This window comes from Sulfitobacter noctilucae (assembly GCF_000622365.1).
In the GTDB taxonomy this organism is placed as follows: Bacteria; Pseudomonadota; Alphaproteobacteria; order Rhodobacterales; family Rhodobacteraceae; genus Sulfitobacter; species Sulfitobacter noctilucae.
The window spans coordinates 35,068-51,647 of sequence record NZ_JASC01000007.1; the positions used below are offsets into that span (position 1 = coordinate 35,068).

A 16,580-nucleotide genomic window follows, 5' to 3' on the forward strand; every position below is an offset into this window, starting at 1 on the left:
ATTGTGGTCAAATCGGAGTTGCCCCCAACACGATCAGAACCATGCTTTCGGTCCCGCCATAGACACGGTTGGGATCGCAGACGAGGCGGATGGTGGCCCCGTTGTCTGTGGTGGAATATACATCAAGACCGCGCGTAAAATCATGTTCCCATGCCACGGCGGGTGTCGCGGCAAGGGCAGCGATGAGCATAGAAACAAGGCGGTTTTTGAAACGCATAGGCTGACTTCCTTTCGGAGCCAGCCTAGCATTTTTTCAGGGAAACTGGAAGGTCACGCGTCGAGTTCAGCGGCGAGAACCCACTTACTTTGCCAGACATCAAAGGTGGCCAATATAGTGCCCTGCGGGTCGAGGATCTTCAACGTGCCAGAGGTCTCTTTATCCAGCATGTAAGACGCCCCAAACATCCGGAGGGTTTCGGGTGATTGCGAGTAGACAACGCCGACATCTACAGCGTCATCCTCGCTGCGCATGGAGAACATATCAGTCATAATCGTAAATCACGTCCTCCCGCACGATATCATCTTTCCATTTCGGTGTTCGCGCCCCGGTGTTCCATTCATAAAGATATCCTACGATATCGCGCGTTTTGGCATCGAGAATGCGGGCGACGGCTTTTCCTTCAATCTTCTGTTTTCGCATCATGATCAAATCCTTTCGCGATGCGGTTGGGTTTTGCGCTCCCTTCCGCCAGTGGCGAAGCCTCGGCTGAACTGACCAGCCGAATGGCCTCATGCCATTCGACTGGGCAGAGCAGAGAGGGCGCAGCCCGTCCTGCGTCCGGAAACGGATCGAAGACAGGGGGCTAGAGGGCGGAAAATTGGGGGGACCGCGCAAAGCGTGGGGGAGCCGATTTTTTGCACGGAGGCTGGCGCGTTTACGCGACATCACAACCTCTGTTGAGAGCCGGGGCCGGATGGCAGGCGGATCAAGAGTTGGAAACGTGCCGACGCGCCTAGAGCGGAGCGGAGGGCGTGTTGTCCCCCGCTCTATTCAATCTCGCGTTTTTCGCGGGATTTCATTGCCCGTAGTAATCTGTAAAACGACTAGAGGTACTTCTTGCTTAGCTCTTCTATCACTTCATCGAGCTTGTCCCAAAACAGGGTTTCGAACTGTCCTCGAACCATGGCCGGATCGGAGCGAACACGAAGAGGGTCATGTTCCTCACGCATTGCGTCTAGAATGGTACCATCGAGCCTCTTTGACGTATGGTATCCGTCTTGCATAGGAAGCCTGTGAGCTTCCGGCTTTGGAATGAAAGTGGGCGAAAGCACGAATTGCTCTGTCGCTTTGCGCCCCGCTAGCATCACAATATCGCGCTGCTCCAGGCCTTTCTTAATCAACGGCTTCATAGCTTCGCCTTGATCAACTCGAACAGCAGCATCGAGTGTCGTTTGACGACCACCCCGTGGGGCAGTTTCTGTCTTGGCTTGTGGTTCTGATCGTGCTTTTGAAGCTTTTGGTTTGTTTGGGGTTGCTGTCGCTTTCCTCGATTCCGGCTTGGTATCGGGTGTTTTTGATTTCTTGACTGGTGGCGTCGTTGGGGGCGATTGCGTTTGGCGACTGGGCTCGATTGCTTGAGCACTTTTGTCTGGGATTTTGACATCAGAGGGCATGTCGGTTTCGACTGGTCGGTAGCGCTCGAAAGTGTGCGAATACTTGGGATCGTCGCCGGTGATTTTTGGTTTGGTTCGACGTACCATCATTTATCTCCCAGAATCTCTTTGAGAATGTCGCGGGCTTCATCGACTGCTTCGTCAAAATATTTTGCATGAGTTCTGAGTAGGCCATACTTGGATTCACGTCGCCTTTCGGCGACGACGTGAAGAAAGCCCTGAGCATCTGCATCTAGGTGCTGATTGCGATGCATGAAGTAGTTATCCATGATCGGGAATAGACGAAGCGCCTCCTTTTCAATCCCCTCTTGGGCCATAGTGGGTTTCGTCGGTACGTCTGCGAATATGATCCGGAGACTTGGGAGGGCCGCAGGATCGTCTGTGCGGTCACGGAGGCCGACGTACCAGTTGAAGGTGTCCTTTGTAATCGAGAGGTCCTTCTCGGCAAGCTTCATCGGTACAACTAGATAATCACTGCTTGCCGCAAGGTCGTCAGCCCACGCTCCGGCAGCACCTTGTGTGTCTACGAAGACAAGGTCTGTGTCCCCTGCCTTCCATGCGGCTTCAATGACGTTGTCGAGGTCGCTTGAAAACTCAAGTTGTTGAACCTTTACCAATGGTTCGTCAATCTCGAGCCTGTTGAACCACCGATACAATGCTTGTTGCGGATCGGCGTCCAGTACAAGGCAGCGTTGTTTGTCTTTAACTGCGGCGCTCACAATGGCCTGCAAAAGTGTTGTTTTGCCAGCGCCACCCTTTCGCGTCATTACAGTGACGACTTTCATATCATCATTTTGCATTTCTGCTCTCTCGCGTGTTGCGTATCGCTTTTCGCGTGTCGCGTTGGTTTTTGTCTTTTTCGCGTGTTGCTTGTTCCATACCGCATGTCGCGTGTCAATTATCGCTGGTCGCGTGTAGCTTATCGCGTGTCCGTTTAGCACTACGCGTGTTGCGTGACGCGTGCTGCTAACATCACCACGCGTGTCGCTTGTTGCGTGCCGCGTGTCGCGTGACGAGGGCGGTCGACGATGAGCAATCTTACATCCCTAAGTTCGCGTGTTGTATGGCGCGTGTCGCGTGTCGCGTGCGAAAACCAAAAAGCGATGTCGGAATGGCAACCAATCGACAGTCGCGCCGACCCAAAAGCCTGTAAATGGGTCATGGCGGCGCTGAGAGCGGCCATAGGGGCGCATACGGAGGTCGCGCTAGGGTAGGGGTGCCAAAACACGTGGCGGCTCCTCTGAAGGGGAAATTTCGGCAAGCCCGCGAGACTACCGCAGGTACGCGAAGTCACTCGCATGCGGTTCGCGGGCCTCGGTTCTAAGAGCCTCGGCGGAAAATGGCATAACACCCATTTCCACAATAATACGTGATTGCACCACTTAAAGCATTATTGTAGCAATGGGTGTTATGATGATGGCAGGAAATAGGGGTTCTTTGTTCGTATGCCTAAAGGCCGAATTCTGACACCAGACGAACGCCTGGTGATTGTCCGTGAGGCAGCAAAAGGCGCTGATGTGAAAGGGCTTGCGCTGCGCTTCGGTGTCACGCGGCGGACAATCCACTACACGATCAAGCGTGAAAAAGACCGCCGACGCGATACGGGAGTTCGTACCGCCGCTGCCAGCGTGACGGTCACGCCGGATGAGATTAAGGCCTTCGATGCGGAGCTCGCGAGGCACGGTTTCGATAGTAGAGCGGATGGATTGCGCGCGCTCATGCAGGCGACAAATGGAATTTTCGTGCCGGATGAACATCTCGCCAATGAATTAGCGGGATATCGTGCCGCCCTCAATCGGGTGGGCAACAACATCACGCAGATCGCCCGACGCCTGAACGAGGCAAAGAAGCGCGGAATGCCTGCGCCCTGGTCTGACAAGCAGTATGAAGAAATTCGAGCGCTTGCTGGAATGGTCTTAGAGATGGGGGATCAGATCGACCTCTTGGTTCGGCGGCGCAACGCGACCATGACCCTGACAGTCACCAATGTGTTGAGGGAGTTTGCTCTTGGCACGCAATAGCGCAGTTGAAGCCGTCACCGGCGAAATTTTCCGTGAAGGTTGGGATCGCATTCGTGGCTCGATGCAAGGTCTCAACAGCAAGAAGCATGCGCAGCTTTATCGCGCGGCGAGGGGCCACCGTTCAGCCGTGTTCAAGGCTATCAAGAACGGCGGAACTCATAACAAGGGCCAGCTCAGCAACCAGCTGTCCTACATCACACGCGACAACAAGCTATCGCACTTCGTTGACAGTCGAGGGACGTTTGACGGAAAGACAAGGTTTGATGACAAAGACATCAAAAAGCTAACGGATCGGTTTGCCGAACGTTGGAGCGGTGATTTTCGTCCAAAGTTGGGAAACACCACCCATATGTTGATGTCTTTTCCTCACGGAACGAACGCAAATGATGTTCGTGATATCGCGTCGGACGTTTGCGAGCGCTTCTTTGAGACAGATGAAAGCCATTTTGATTATGTGATTGCTGTCCATAAGGATCGCGATCACCCGCACGCACATATCGTCCTGAACCGGCGATCGCAGGAGGGCGAGTTCTTTTATTTGGGCCGGGATCATCGGTTCAACTATGACGACATTCGCCTCGCAATGGTCGAAGAGGCAGAGAAGTACGGGGTCAAGCTAGAAGCGACGCGACGCGTAGATCGCGGTGTTGTGCATTACCCATCAAGCACCAGAGAAATCTATGCCGTGAAAGAAGACGCCAGCAATGGCGTTGTGCGTGAACCTGTTCCGCGCGAGAGGGTCGGTCGCAATCTGGCACGAACATTGGCTGAAATCGCAAGCACACGCGTTGTCTACCACTCGCTTGCATCTGAGGCCTCAGCCGACAGTCGTGAAGAAATTTCCGAAGCCCTTCTGAAAGCCGCCGAGCTTTTGGGCAAGGGATCAACCATTCAGCATGATGGAGACATTTACATGGGAGCCGCCGAGGACTTTGACAACCTGAGAGGGCAGTATGCCGAGACCGTTGAGGAGGTGCAGGCACGCATTGCCCGACTTCCGGAGGGACAAAGGGCAGACAATGAGCGGAGGTTAAATGAAATCCAAGCCAGTCTTCGGCGGATGCAACCGTTGGGATTGCGATCCGTCATGCTTGAGCAGAAGCCTTCAGAGGGCGGGATCTATTCAGAAACAAACATCAACGCAGAACTTGTTGGTCGTCTGTCGGAGGGGTCCGCCCGAGCTCAGATTGACAATGCCTTGCGCGGAACAGGCATAAACGCAGAAACAGTTGTAAATCGGATTGAGACAGGTGCGCCCAATGCTGCGCTAGAAAGCCAATGGGTGGCCGATGATCTTGCGAAGGTGGCTGAGACCGAAGGTTTGAACCTTGAACGCAAGGACGATCTTGAAGCAGCGCGTGAGCGGTTGAACCAGGTCCATGTTGAGTTAGGCACCGCGCTTGAACGAGCGGAGGTGCTGCGGGACGATGGGGTGATCGAAGAAGCGCGCGAAATACGTTTCCACTTCGACCAAGCGCAGTTTGACGACAGCGCACGAGCGATCCGGCAAGAACTGCGAGGGCAGGGGGTCAACGAGGCACAGCTTGAAGCGCGGGCGGTCGAGATTGAGAACCGCGCTTTCGACAGGATCGAGGCCGAGCAGCAGACCTATCTCGAAACGCGTCCCGAAATTGTGTCTGGCCCAGATGCTGTGTATCGCACCGATGAAGAGGGCAGGGGGCAGATCATGGATCAACAACTGGCCGACAGGTTGGACCGCGAGATTGAGGTCATCCTGGATCGTGCGCCCGCCAATCAGACGATTTCGGAGGCCGTCGCGTCCGATTTCAAGGACCGCTACCCTGACATGCCGGATCACGTCGCCCGTGGCTTGGGTGATACCTACGAGACGAGTTTCCGGTTGAACAACGCGCAAGAGTTGAGGGAGGCCGAGCAGGAGGCGGCTGGCCTAGAAACAGCGCGTGACATTGCAGCCGTCGCTTTGCGAACTGAGAACGGCGTTGTTATGGCCGAGGGTGAGCGTGTTTCTGCTGCTGATCGGCGCGAGTACGAGGCGCTTGAAGATCAATTTGCCCGCACGGACTTCAACTATCCGTATTCGGATGATCCGAATGCGCGTGAGGCTGGACGTGCGCAGACGGAACAGGCGTCAGAGGCATTCAGGTCCTTTGCGGTCAAGTCGCCGGTCCATGCGTCTATGGCGTCGCGTTCCTGGGATAAGGCGACGGACATCATGCGGCCTCCAGAAGGCTACTTGAACGAGCGTGAGTTGGTCGAGCGTGGTCAGGTGGCAAATCGTTCGACATTTACTCTGTCGTCTGCCGGTTCCGATGAAACGCGCACTTTCATGTCCGCACGTGAGGCGGGTAGGGCTTATTCAGATAGCAGAGCGGCAGATCGGCCATGTATCATCGAGCAGTTGTCCAATGGGTCGGCGCGTGTCCTGGCTTCAGCGGGGCAGGTTGGCGATGAGGTCCATACGGCGGCACCGCGTCTTGAGGACATTGAGCGGGATGTGCAGAACCCGACAGACGCGGAATTCTGGCGTGCGTATCACGAACGCGAAGGAGAGGTGACGCGCATCGAGAACGATGAAATTCGGCGCGTGGTCGAGCATGAACGATCCGATGAACTGTCTTCGCCGTTTGCGAATGACGATCAGCGTGTCAGCTATCGAGAGCAGATCGAGCAAGAGCTTGACGACGAGCAGATCGAGCGGCTGCGCGAAGGTGACAGTGACGCCTTAGAGAACGTGTCGGATGACCGAATTGATCGGCTCTACGCCGCAAAAGCCTATCTGCAATCTGACGCAGCAACCGCGAATACCGAGGTCTACCGCGAAGTCGTGAGGGAAATCGCGGACGAGGAATATGAGTTGCAGAAAGACCGACTTGTCGATTCAGAGCGCGAAGGAGGGCCGGTCCATGGGTAAGGGTCGCATCGCATTTGGCATCTTCCTACTTACGTTGGTCGCCGTTGCCATCGGCTACGTCGTTTCATCGGCTGTGTTGACCTTCAAGGATTTGGGGTTTCAGGCCGATATCGACTTTCTCTATCTGGCGGAAAACTACTTCTCCCTACGTGGCTATCGCCCGGACGACTTCCGCCTTGTGAACCTCATTATGGCCGGTTTCGGCATTGGTGGTTTGCTTATGAGCATCGCCGTGTCTGGTTCGGCGCTGACGAAGTTCGGGCTGACCCATTGGCAGAAGATGGGTGAAATGTCGAAGAACGGGTTTTTCGGCAAGCCGGGCACGGGTTTCATCCTCGGGAAGATCACGAAGCCCAAGCGCAAAGGCAAGTACCTGGTCGCCAAGAGGTTCCCTCACGCCCTCATCGTCGCTCCGACGGGGCGAGGTAAGACGTCGGGCTTCGTAATCCCTAATCTACTGACTTGGGAAGGCTCTGCCGTTGTGCTTGACGTGAAGGGAGAATGTTTTGAAGCGACCGCTCGGCATCGGCACGGGAATGGCGATAAGGTTTTCCGCTTCGCACCCACCGACTTCGAAGATCGTCGCACGCACCGCTATAACCCATTGCTGCGCATATCCGAACTGAAGGACGCTGCACAGCAACAAATGGAGTTGCAGCTTCTCGCATCGCTGTTCTTGCAGAACGAGAACGAGCGGGTTCAAGGGCTCTTAAAAGGGGGGATCGACCTGTTTGTTGCTGCTGGTTTGCTGGCCTTCCAGCGCAAGAAGCCGACGCTTGGTGAAATCTACCGCATCGCCGCGTCGGGTGGGAACAAGCAGAAAGAATACATGGAGCGGGGCGTCGAAGTCGAGAACGAGGCCGCAAAGCTGATTTTCACGCGCCTCGCATCGACAAATAACGAGACGTTGACGTCTTATGTCTCGCTCTTGATGACTTCGGGTCTGGATCAATGGCAGAATCCGGCGATCGACGCGGCGACACAGGTTTCTGACTTTGATTTTCGTAGGATCAGGAAGGAACCGTTCAGCGTTTACCTCGTCGTGCAGCCGTTGATGGTCAAACCTCTGGCACCCCTGATCCGACTCTTCTTCTCAGACCTACTTGCGTCTTTGCAGGACAAAGAACCAGGTCCAGACGAACCATGGCCGGTTATGATTATGCTCGATGAATTCAACCGCCTCGGGAAAATGCCAATTGTGGTTGAGAGCATCGAGACTTTGCGATCCTACAAAGGGCATTTGGCTATCGTTACCCAGACGATCCCGGCGTTGGATGAAATTTATGGGGAGAACACCCGCCGCGCCCTGCAGGGCAACGCGGGCGTGAAACTCTACCTCACTCCATCGGATGAAAAGACGGTCGAGGAATTGAGCAAGGCTGTCGGCAAAACGACGAAGAAAGTGGTCACACGGTCACGAGCGATTGGCAAGAACCCTTTCGAAGGTCGCAGCCAGTCAGTGCGGACGGAGGAAGTCTCCTTACTTCCTGAGGACGAAGCCAGGCGTTTGCCGCTCGAAGAAATCGTAATGGTGATCGACGCGCAGATGCCTATTCGTGCGCGTCGCATCGAGTATTTCAATGATCCATTTTTCAAGCAGATACACAGTAAGCAGTCTGGTGAATTGCCATTTCCTGAGAGAAAGGTCCCAACAAGCGTTGCAATGATTTCTGAACCTAAGAATCCGTTAAAGGATCAGGACCATGCGGCTCCAGCCGAGACGCCGGCATCTCGGCCAGAAACGCCAGTGCCTAAGCAAGAAAAGGAAGTTCCTGATCAAGGCAGATTACCGATAGATCCGGTTGATCGCCCGGCTTCACAGCGGGAGTCTGTTCTTATGGCAGTAGCGAAAAAACAGCGCAGTAGCATTCGCACAACCGATAGGAAGAAGGCTAAGGCACTGGTTGGCATGGTAGAGGATCAACAGCGCCAGGTTGAACTGGACTTGGCGACGCAGGTTAAGCTGACCCTCGATGCGCCAACCGATGCTGATGTTTCCGAACTAGAAAGCGCTATGGGCGACCTGAGAGAATTGAAAAATAGCTTGCCTGACGACGTAGAAGGTGGCGTTAGAGCCTAAAAGTGTCTTGAGTTAGTGGACGGTGCGCGGGGGCTGATCGAATAGGATAACGCCGAATCCATCCGGCGATGAAGGAGGTTCCACGAGCAGGAAAATCTCAGGCGATCCTTCTTTCTGATAAAGACAACGGAATTTCCCTTCATGTTCCCCCTCGTCAGTGATTTGATCATAGCAGCAGGAAAACCTTTGACCTTCATCTTCCCACTGAGCCAAACCGTATTTTGTGATCAGCGAGAGCGGCATGCCGTGGAGCATGATAAGGTATTGGTCGACTACGATCTGTCCTAGGTCCATGGCAGGCCTTTCTTGGAAGGAATGACGACCCACATTGCGGATCGTCGAGTGTCTTAGGCAGGCAGGATTATCGACCGATTCGTCGGTTGCGATCCATCTGGGCCTGATAGTCGGGAGCGGTGCCCGCATTCGGATTAGAAGGGCCAGGGGTATTCGCCGGTTGTTGTTGCGCCGACTGGCCGTAGCTGTTGCGAACAGGCATTGGATCAATTCCCACCATCGAGCGAGCGCGGAGCGCGGCATATTCAGCACCGCTTGCATTGCCCATTAGGTAGCGGTTTCGTGCTTGGGCGGAGCCGAAAGCAGCGCGGCCAAACGCATAGGTACCTCCAAGTCCACCAGAGATGGCGGGCATCATTATGTTGCCTGAAACGGCGCGAACAATGAACGGCGTTGCAAGGATGAATCCTTTCGCCATCAGTACCATCATGAAGAACGGCACGAGTGCGCCGATGTTGGGTGCAGCGGTGGGATCACCAAGCTCGCCGAGCAAGGAGGCGGAGACGCCCGTGATAGTCGAGAATACACCCGCAATAATGATGGGATACATTGCGAATGAGACCACAGCGGTTAGCCATCGAGCAAAGTAGTCCTTCGTCACATCAAACAGCGTCAAGAAGATCATGATTGGGGCGAGACCGAGAAGAAGTGCGATCATCAGACGGGATGCGACCATAAGGAAAGCAGCGAGCGCCCCGAGAAGCGAAAGCAGGAAGACTCCCAAGTTGGAAAGAATGGCACCGGCCATCCAGTTCAATTCTTCACCGGCTGCGTTCAAGTAATCGCCAAAGCGAGCGATCATCCTGTCAAATTCTTCGGCATAGGTACCCGAGGGCCCTGGCGCGCCGCCACCGACAGCCGTGATAAGCGATCCTGCGATGCTGTCGATGCCGCTTAGTATAGCGGTAGAGAGGGCGTTGAATTGGGTCCAGTTTTGGGCGAATATTCCGATTAAGACAATCTTTACACCTAACCAAAACGCAGCGCGACCGTCCATAGATCGGTATTGGAATACCATGTTGATGCAGACGAGGATGAGAACCAGAGTGACCGCCACTGTGGTGACTGTGCCTACGGTCGCGGCAATGGCACCAAATTGGGTTTCGGCTGCGTCATCCAGAAAGCCTTGGGCCTCATCTACAATGAAAGAAACGACGCTCATACTTTGCTCCTATGCTACCAGAGGCCCTCAGCTTCACAGATTTCTCGTGCTGTTGAACGCAACTCATTGAAACGGTCCAAGTGTTCTTCTTCCGCTTCTCTCAGCGCATTCCGATCTCCACCGAGAAAATTGTCGTTGAAGTGTTGGACCGCAGCGTCCCAAGGCGGAAAGCGTGTCTCGCAAGAACATTCCTGGGCTTCGACCACGCTTTCTAGACCCTGAGCGCGATAGATCGTCTGGATCACGAGACGCTTGTATTTCTCTCGGGACGGCAGCTCTGACATCCACTCGGGTTCGACCGGTCGATCTTGGCAAAAGTCGAACTCGCTTTCGATAGTGGGAACTAGACCCTGAGCAGATGTGATGGCGGGCGATATGGCGATGGCAGAAGCGAGAATGTACGCTCGTTTTTTCATGCTCGGTTCTCCGCGTTTTCTTGCATTTCTTGTTCAGAGAACTCGTACTGCAAAAGCACCGTATAAACGGGCTGATAACCCTGAAAGTGCGTCATGGAGATGATCTTCCAGCCATTGAGAGTGTACTTTGCAATCTGATCTTCCATATCTTGATAGCTGAATTTTTTGCTTGGTGTGAAAGTGAGGATTTTGGGTGCATAGCTTTTCATTTGTCAGCCTCCTTTCCTAGTTCTGTTCCAGGTAAATAGAATTCCGTAATCCCACGCTTTCCGTCTTCGCGGCCGGCCTGGATGATCACGTCGATTGAGCTTTCAATGTAATCTATCATATCGCGGTAAGGTATCGGGACTTCTGTCTTTAGTGCAGCGATGGCTAGGCGTTGGACCGCCAATTGGGGCGTTTCGGCGTGAAGCGTCGTCATCGAACCGCCATGGCCGGTGTTGATGGCCTCAAGGAACGTCATCGCCTCTTTTCCGCGCACCTCACCCAGGATAATGCGATCTGGCCGCATCCGTAGAGTGGCGGTCAACAAGATATCAGCAGTTTGGTGGGACGCATCCCGGTTCGAGATGAGCGTGACAGTATTTGGCTGTGTCGGAAGTAGTTCTGACGCTTCCTCAATCGTGAGGATCCTTTCTTCGTCGCTGACATTGGAAAGGATCTTCCGGGCCGCCACGGTCTTACCGGTAGATGTGCCGCCGGAGACGATCATGTTGAGCTTGTTTTCAACGCAGTGAAGGATGGCAGCGTCAATGTCGCCGCTTGCAACAACCCGTCGAAGCTGGCGGTTCTTTTCTTGCCGTAGCTCTTCCAGCTTGCGCTCTTTCCCATAAAGGAAGCCCAATTCGATTGCATCAAGCGCCAGGCTTGAGAAAAAGCGTAGACTGATCGACATGCCACGGTTCACAGCAGGCGGCGTGATGACCTGTGCCCTGATCGGCCGATCCCGATAGGTGATCGAGACCGACACGATAGGCCGGTCCTTAGAGAGGGGAGTGGAGGCGTCGGATGCGATCTGGTTTCCGAGGTCTTTGATCTGATCCTCAGTCAGAGTTTGCTCAAGGCGACGCATGAAACGGTCGCCCTGAAACTCACCCCAGCACCTGCCATCCGGGTTGATGCAGATTTCAATGACATCATCGCGTTTGGCATCTTCGAGCCGGTCAATAGATGATTGGAGGTAGCTGAGGGCCATTGCTTCAGAAAATCTCCAAGTCCCGGTCCACCATGACAGTGATCCGAGCGCCTTGATCGACATAGATCACTGGTCCGATCGAAAGGTATTCGCCTACGACGCTGTCCGTAGCGTCGGCCAAATCATCGCCAATGTCTTCAAGGACATCTTCTGCAATCTCATCCTCAGTTTGATTTGCCGCGACGCTTGGCGCAGCGGAAATGAGAGAGATGAGAGCAGCAGAACCGAAGCGCTCTGCAAAGCGCGTGTCCACAAAGCCCGTCGTTCCAGATCGGCCAAGTTCGTCAGCACCAAATGAACTGATTTGCACGGTTTGGTTGGTCGGTAAGATGATCCGGTCCCACGCGACCGTGATGCGGCTTTGCGCGACTCCCACGCCAGAACGATAACGGCCAATGAGCCGAGACCCGGCAGGGATCAGCAGCCGCGTGCCGTCAAAGCTGTAGACGTGTTCAGACGTGATTGCACGCACCTGACCCGCCAACTCGCTTGAAATGGCGGTTTCAAGCGCCGCTTGGATGACTGTCCCTTGAATAACCGTATTCGCAGGGTTCGCGATGATCTCAGATTGCGTGACGGTAGACGGCAGAGCGCCATTCAGCACGAAATCGGTTACATCACCAAAGGTGCGTTCAGCGAGTTCTGCGCCATCTCCACCGAGGCCACCCGTGGTACCGCCAAAGGCGATTGTGGGGGATTGGATACGACGCTCTTGGAACGCACGCTCTTGTTCGGCACGTTGCTGCAATTCAGCGAGCCGCCGGGCTTCTTCCTCGCGACGCAGGCGTTCTTCTTCCCGCAAGCGCAATTCTTCTTCAGTCGGGCCAGCCGGGGCAGGGGAGGGCGCTTGGGCTTCCAGACGCGCCAGATCAAGGTCCATACGAAGCTCCTGAAGCTGACGATCCCGCGCCGCCAATTCGTCAGCAAATTGTTGTTGTGCAGCTTCCGAGGCCGCTTGCAGTTGAGCAAGCTGGTCTGTCAGCGCATTCATTGCCTCAGCCGCGGCCGTGTCGTCTTCAACCACGGGTTCGGGTGCATTTTGGATAGCTTCTATCTGCGCTTGGAGCGCCGCGATCTGCGCAAGCAATTCGGCGCTTGGCTCTACAGGTGCAGGTTCGGCCTCGACAATGCGCGTTTCCGGCTCGGGTGGAACAAACGGTTCGATTGTTCCAAACCCATCACCTTCCGGTTGGAATTCATCGGGCGTTGCCGTTGGCAAGACAACTTCCTCTTCCGGCTGATTGAGAAGGTAGAAAACAGCCCCGACCAGACCGATTAGCGCGACGACAAGAAGTGCCATGAGCGGAGAGCGGCGGGTGGCCGTCACCGGGCCACCGCCATTGCCAGCTTCGAGACGTGCGAGACGTTCACTTACGTCTGCTTGATTTGGATCATTGGTCATGACGTGCCCCCTGTCGTCGGAGTGTTTTCTTCGATGCAGACAACTTCCTCACCGAGGCGCAGAACCCATTGGGCGTTGATGCCGGATACACGGATGACACCCGGTTCGGTTTGTTGCGTGTTGACTGTCCGCTCACGCCCGTTCGAGTAACGGAATATCGCGGGGATGGGCGCGTTTCGAGCAAACTGAAAGTATGTAAATGTTCCGTCATCCCAGATGCGCGTGGGTGTGATTTCTGTGCGCGAGCTGGCCCCGTAGTTGTAGTTTGGAGCTTGCGAAGCAATTGCGTTTGCTGGGCGGCGTTCGTCTTCAGGATAACGGAATTGCACCACGTAGAAGGTTGGCGAAGACACTTCCTGTACGTTGAAATAGTAGCTGCGCCGATTGGTGTAGACTGTGACGTTGGTATGAACGCCGCGCGCAAGAGGTTTAATCGCGAAGGCTTGCCCACCGGGCACGCCGTCCAGTTCGAATCCTTCAGTGTCACCGGCCAGAATCGAGCGGATCGTTTCGCCTTCGCCGAATTCCACGGTGGTGACGTGGGTGAGCGACACATTCAGGCGATAAACCTGTTGATCGATATAGGTGGCAATACGGACCCGGCTGTCATTCGGGCCGCGCCGAGGCGTGTTCTCTGCAAATGCCGTGGAAGCCACAACAAACAGACATAGCAATGCAAGTCCAAATCGACGCATCTTAATTCTCCAATCTGTCTGAACGGATCGAGTATTCGATCACGGTGAAGCCAAAGGGGTTCGTCCAAACCTGATCAATCGTCCGCGCTTCTTCGGGCCGGAACTCGAAGAGCATCGTTGCTGTGAACAGGCCTGCTTGGACGCCTTGAATGGAAGTGAGCCGCTTGCGTAGCCGGACGGTCGCGCGGTTCTCACCGATCAAGTTGACACTCAGGATTTCAACATCCAGCGTGGAGTTGCTGCCATAGACGGTTGGAGGATATTGAGCGTTCGCGCTGTTCCATTGGGCACGCACGGAGGCCTCCGCACGTCCATCGGAACGCTGCAAAACGCTGTTGATACGCACATCGTTGTCTAGCTGGTTGTAGACCTCGCGATCTGTTACATAGCGGAAGATTTCCGCTTCAATCACCGCCTGATTGGCAGTGACAGTGCTTGCGTCAACAGAGACTTCAGGCAACGCAAATCCCGTCTCGGGATCGTAGGGCACGACCACGGGGGGCGGGTCTACATCGAGGATGGCAACTGCCACGGCACCCAAGCAACCGAGCACACCAAATGCCAGCCCGGTTAGACCGAGCTTTTGCCACAACCGTTCGCGGCGCAATGCGCCGTAAACCAGTTCTTCCTCAATGATTTCTTTCTCGTCGCCCAAAATCTCTACCTCTACTGTTAGTCGCCGAGGTCCGGAATCGTGAACTCCATGAAGTTCTGTTCTTCGGCGATGGTGGCTGCGTCGATGACACCGCCGGTGCCGTCACTGACGGTCTGAACGGCTTCCAGTTGCCACATGGCAACGAGTGCAATGGCTAATTCAGCCGTCAAGCGTGTGTTCAAATCGACGCTCTCTTTGATTTCGTCCATGTCATCAATCAGGCTGACAAGGCGGTCCACACGCTCAAGCGACTGGCCTGCATCGTCGTAGCTGTTTTGCGCAGCCGCCGAGACGAGGGCGCCAGTGGTGGCTTGTGTCGCAATGCGTTCAGCGCCCGCGTTGCCGCTGGAAGCCATTTCGCTAAGCGTGTCTTCATCAAAGCCCAGGTCCGCGAGAACGCGGTCCATCTGGGTTTCAATCTGGCTCGCGCCTGATCCACTGAGACCTGAGAAGTCGCCATTGCGGATCGCCGCGATGGTGGATTGGATATCGCCAAACTCTTGATCAAGGATCCCGTTGAGTTCGTCTTCCATTTCAGTGCCGATGATTTCAGGCAGTTCGGCAAGCCGGGTCAGAGCTGCATAGGTTTCCTGAAGCTGTGCCAGTTGATCGGTGAGGGTGGTGAGCTGTTCACGAAGCTGCAACAGCTGTTCGTTCTGCAGAAGCTCGTCTTCGATCATCTGGCGAAGTTGCTGGATGTTTTGTGCAATGTTTTGCGTGTCCACCACAGGCACACCCTGCGCGAGGGCAGGGGATGCAATCATGGTGACGGGTGCAGCTACGCCGAGCGGCAGAAGCAATGCGATTGCGTAAGTCCGAAGGGTCTTGCGGACGTAGTTGGTGAGAAGCGTTGAAGTGCGCATTAATCTAAGTCCTCTATGGTGAAGTTCATGAATTCTTGTTCTTGCATCCGGGCAGCCGCCAGATGCAGTTGCTCAGCGCTAAGGGGTTGGGTCCGTGCGGCTTGCAGTCTTGTCATCGCTGCAATGAGACGGACCAGTTCAGCCCGGGCGTAGGTGTTCAACGCCATGGACTCTTGGACATCGGTGGTGGAGCCGATGCGGGTCACGATATCCCGCACACGAAGCGCTGCTTGGCGGATCGCGGTCGGGGAATTACTGCCATAGAACGCAGCCCCCGAACCCATCATCGAGAGGTTCGAGTTCGCCAGCAGGGCAGGGTCGATTGTGCCGAGCGCTTCGATCCCGCCGATCCGCGCCAGATATTCATTGTATTTCTGCGGAATGACCGTGACGTAATGCTGCGTCTCTTGGAAAGGCGGCAAGCCGCTGTACTCGATCACGCGTCCTGGTCCCGCGTTGTAGGCCGCAAGCGCGAAGATGATGTTTCCATCAAAGCGATTGAGCTGTTGCGCCAGATACCGGGCGCCACCTTCAACCTGCAGGTAAGGGCTTGTGCGGTATTCAGGGAAGATGCCCAAATCGCCTGCCGTCCCCGGCATAATCTGTGTGAGACCGTAAGCTCCGACAGGGCTTTCGGCGCGGATGACAAACCGGCTTTCCTGCCAGATCAGGGCTTGGATCAGGGCCCGCCACTGCACGACCGAAAGACGAGCCGTCGAGACGCCAGGATGATCATGGGTTTCCTGCGCCACTCGGATGATAAGCTGTTCAATGTTTTCGGCTGCGTCGCCGAACATCTGGTCGCCAGCAGGGTTAGGGTCGAGGTCAGCGGTCCCGTAGACCGCCTCTACAGACCTGTCAGCATACCCGCTGCCACCTTCAAGGTCTGAGACCATGCGCGATATCGCAACGCCGCCAGCTTCAAAGCTGGTCTGCGCGTCAAGAATTGCATCGAGAACCGCAAGCTGTTCTCGCTCAATTTCCGATATCGCCTCTTCGACCGCGAGCGTGTCACCTTGGACCGCAAGGTCTGCCTCCCGGTCCGCCGTTTCAATCAGGTCACGCGCCGTTAGCCCAGAGTCCACGACCGGCACGCCCTGGGCGAGCGCGCCGGTGGATACCCCGATCAATAATACCGCTGCGAAGGTGAGCCTATTCATTGGCAATATCCTGCAAATCAGGGGAGTCCAGTGCCTCAAAATTGCAGTCCAATGGGTCAGGATCGCGTGACACGAAGCTGAAGCAGTTGGCTCGTGGCTCTTGATAGTTCGAGCAACCTGCGATCACACA

17 protein-coding genes are annotated in these 16,580 nt (G+C 55.2%); 3 read left to right on the forward strand and 14 right to left on the reverse strand.

Annotated features, from left to right (window positions below; genetic code table 11):
• Positions 1-7 precede the first annotated feature (7 nt).
• From Z945_RS0105875 to Z945_RS0105900, 5 genes are all read right to left on the reverse strand, one after another.
• On the reverse strand, positions 8-217 hold the full coding sequence (locus Z945_RS0105875) for a hypothetical protein (protein WP_025051182.1): 210 nt from the start codon (positions 215-217) through the stop codon (positions 8-10).
• A gap of 53 nt (positions 218-270) precedes the next feature.
• Positions 271-489, reverse strand: a complete 219-nt coding sequence (locus Z945_RS0105880) for a hypothetical protein (protein ID WP_025051183.1) — start codon at positions 487-489, stop codon at positions 271-273.
• Entirely contained in the window at positions 482-643 is a 162-nt protein-coding gene (locus Z945_RS20600; RefSeq protein WP_161634081.1) for a hypothetical protein, read from the reverse strand. Before Z945_RS20600 ends, Z945_RS0105880 begins: the two co-directional genes overlap by 8 nt.
• Positions 644-1,044: 401 nt before the next feature.
• A complete protein-coding gene (locus tag Z945_RS20460; RefSeq protein WP_152541079.1) occupies positions 1,045-1,701 on the reverse strand; it encodes a hypothetical protein in 657 nt (218 codons plus the stop codon).
• Positions 1,701-2,414 (reverse strand): AAA family ATPase, encoded by a 714-nt coding sequence (locus Z945_RS0105900; protein ID WP_081780961.1) that lies wholly within the window; start codon positions 2,412-2,414, stop codon positions 1,701-1,703. Before Z945_RS0105900 ends, Z945_RS20460 begins: the two co-directional genes overlap by 1 nt.
• A gap of 645 nt (positions 2,415-3,059) precedes the next feature.
• Between Z945_RS0105900 and Z945_RS0105905 the strand changes: the two genes are divergently transcribed.
• The 3 genes from Z945_RS0105905 to Z945_RS0105915 are packed head-to-tail and all read left to right on the forward strand — an operon-like array spanning position 3,060 to position 8,608.
• A complete protein-coding gene (locus tag Z945_RS0105905; protein ID WP_025051186.1) occupies positions 3,060-3,635 on the forward strand; it encodes a helix-turn-helix domain containing protein in 576 nt (191 codons plus the stop codon).
• Complete coding sequence (locus Z945_RS19430) at positions 3,622-6,528, forward strand: relaxase/mobilization nuclease domain-containing protein (RefSeq protein ID WP_025051187.1); 2,907 nt, start codon at positions 3,622-3,624, stop codon at positions 6,526-6,528. The genes Z945_RS0105905 and Z945_RS19430 overlap by 14 nt, the downstream gene beginning before the upstream one ends.
• The gene (locus Z945_RS0105915) at positions 6,521-8,608 is read left to right on the forward strand and encodes a type IV secretory system conjugative DNA transfer family protein (RefSeq protein WP_025051188.1); all 2,088 of its coding nucleotides are present in this window, start codon (positions 6,521-6,523) and stop codon (positions 8,606-8,608) included. The genes Z945_RS19430 and Z945_RS0105915 overlap by 8 nt, the downstream gene beginning before the upstream one ends.
• A gap of 361 nt (positions 8,609-8,969) precedes the next feature.
• On the opposite strand, the gene Z945_RS0105925 is transcribed toward Z945_RS0105915, so the two are convergent.
• From Z945_RS0105925 to Z945_RS0105965, 9 genes are all read right to left on the reverse strand, one after another.
• Positions 8,970-10,064 (reverse strand): TrbL/VirB6 family protein, encoded by a 1,095-nt coding sequence (locus tag Z945_RS0105925; RefSeq protein WP_025051190.1) that lies wholly within the window; start codon positions 10,062-10,064, stop codon positions 8,970-8,972.
• Positions 10,065-10,078: 14 nt separating this feature from the next.
• On the reverse strand, positions 10,079-10,480 hold the full coding sequence (locus Z945_RS0105930; RefSeq protein ID WP_025051191.1) for a hypothetical protein: 402 nt from the start codon (positions 10,478-10,480) through the stop codon (positions 10,079-10,081).
• Complete coding sequence (locus tag Z945_RS0105935; RefSeq protein WP_025051192.1) at positions 10,477-10,689, reverse strand: hypothetical protein; 213 nt, start codon at positions 10,687-10,689, stop codon at positions 10,477-10,479. The genes Z945_RS0105930 and Z945_RS0105935 overlap by 4 nt, the downstream gene beginning before the upstream one ends.
• Entirely contained in the window at positions 10,686-11,675 is a 990-nt protein-coding gene (locus tag Z945_RS0105940; RefSeq protein ID WP_025051193.1) for an ATPase, T2SS/T4P/T4SS family, read from the reverse strand. The genes Z945_RS0105935 and Z945_RS0105940 overlap by 4 nt, the downstream gene beginning before the upstream one ends.
• 4 nt (positions 11,676-11,679) lie before the next feature.
• Positions 11,680-13,077, reverse strand: a complete 1,398-nt coding sequence (locus Z945_RS0105945; RefSeq protein WP_025051194.1) for a TraB/TrbI/VirB10 family type IV secretion system protein — start codon at positions 13,075-13,077, stop codon at positions 11,680-11,682.
• Positions 13,074-13,772 (reverse strand): TrbG/VirB9 family P-type conjugative transfer protein, encoded by a 699-nt coding sequence (locus Z945_RS0105950; protein ID WP_025051195.1) that lies wholly within the window; start codon positions 13,770-13,772, stop codon positions 13,074-13,076. The genes Z945_RS0105945 and Z945_RS0105950 overlap by 4 nt, the downstream gene beginning before the upstream one ends.
• Position 13,773: 1 nt before the next feature.
• Entirely contained in the window at positions 13,774-14,427 is a 654-nt protein-coding gene (locus Z945_RS0105955; protein WP_025051196.1) for a VirB8 family type IV secretion system protein, read from the reverse strand.
• A 17-nt stretch (positions 14,428-14,444) separates the two neighbouring features.
• Entirely contained in the window at positions 14,445-15,191 is a 747-nt protein-coding gene (locus Z945_RS0105960) for a type IV secretion system protein (protein WP_241434470.1), read from the reverse strand.
• A gap of 98 nt (positions 15,192-15,289) precedes the next feature.
• The gene (locus Z945_RS0105965) at positions 15,290-16,384 is read right to left on the reverse strand and encodes a transglycosylase SLT domain-containing protein (RefSeq protein WP_025051198.1); all 1,095 of its coding nucleotides are present in this window, start codon (positions 16,382-16,384) and stop codon (positions 15,290-15,292) included.
• Positions 16,385-16,580 lie beyond the last annotated feature (196 nt).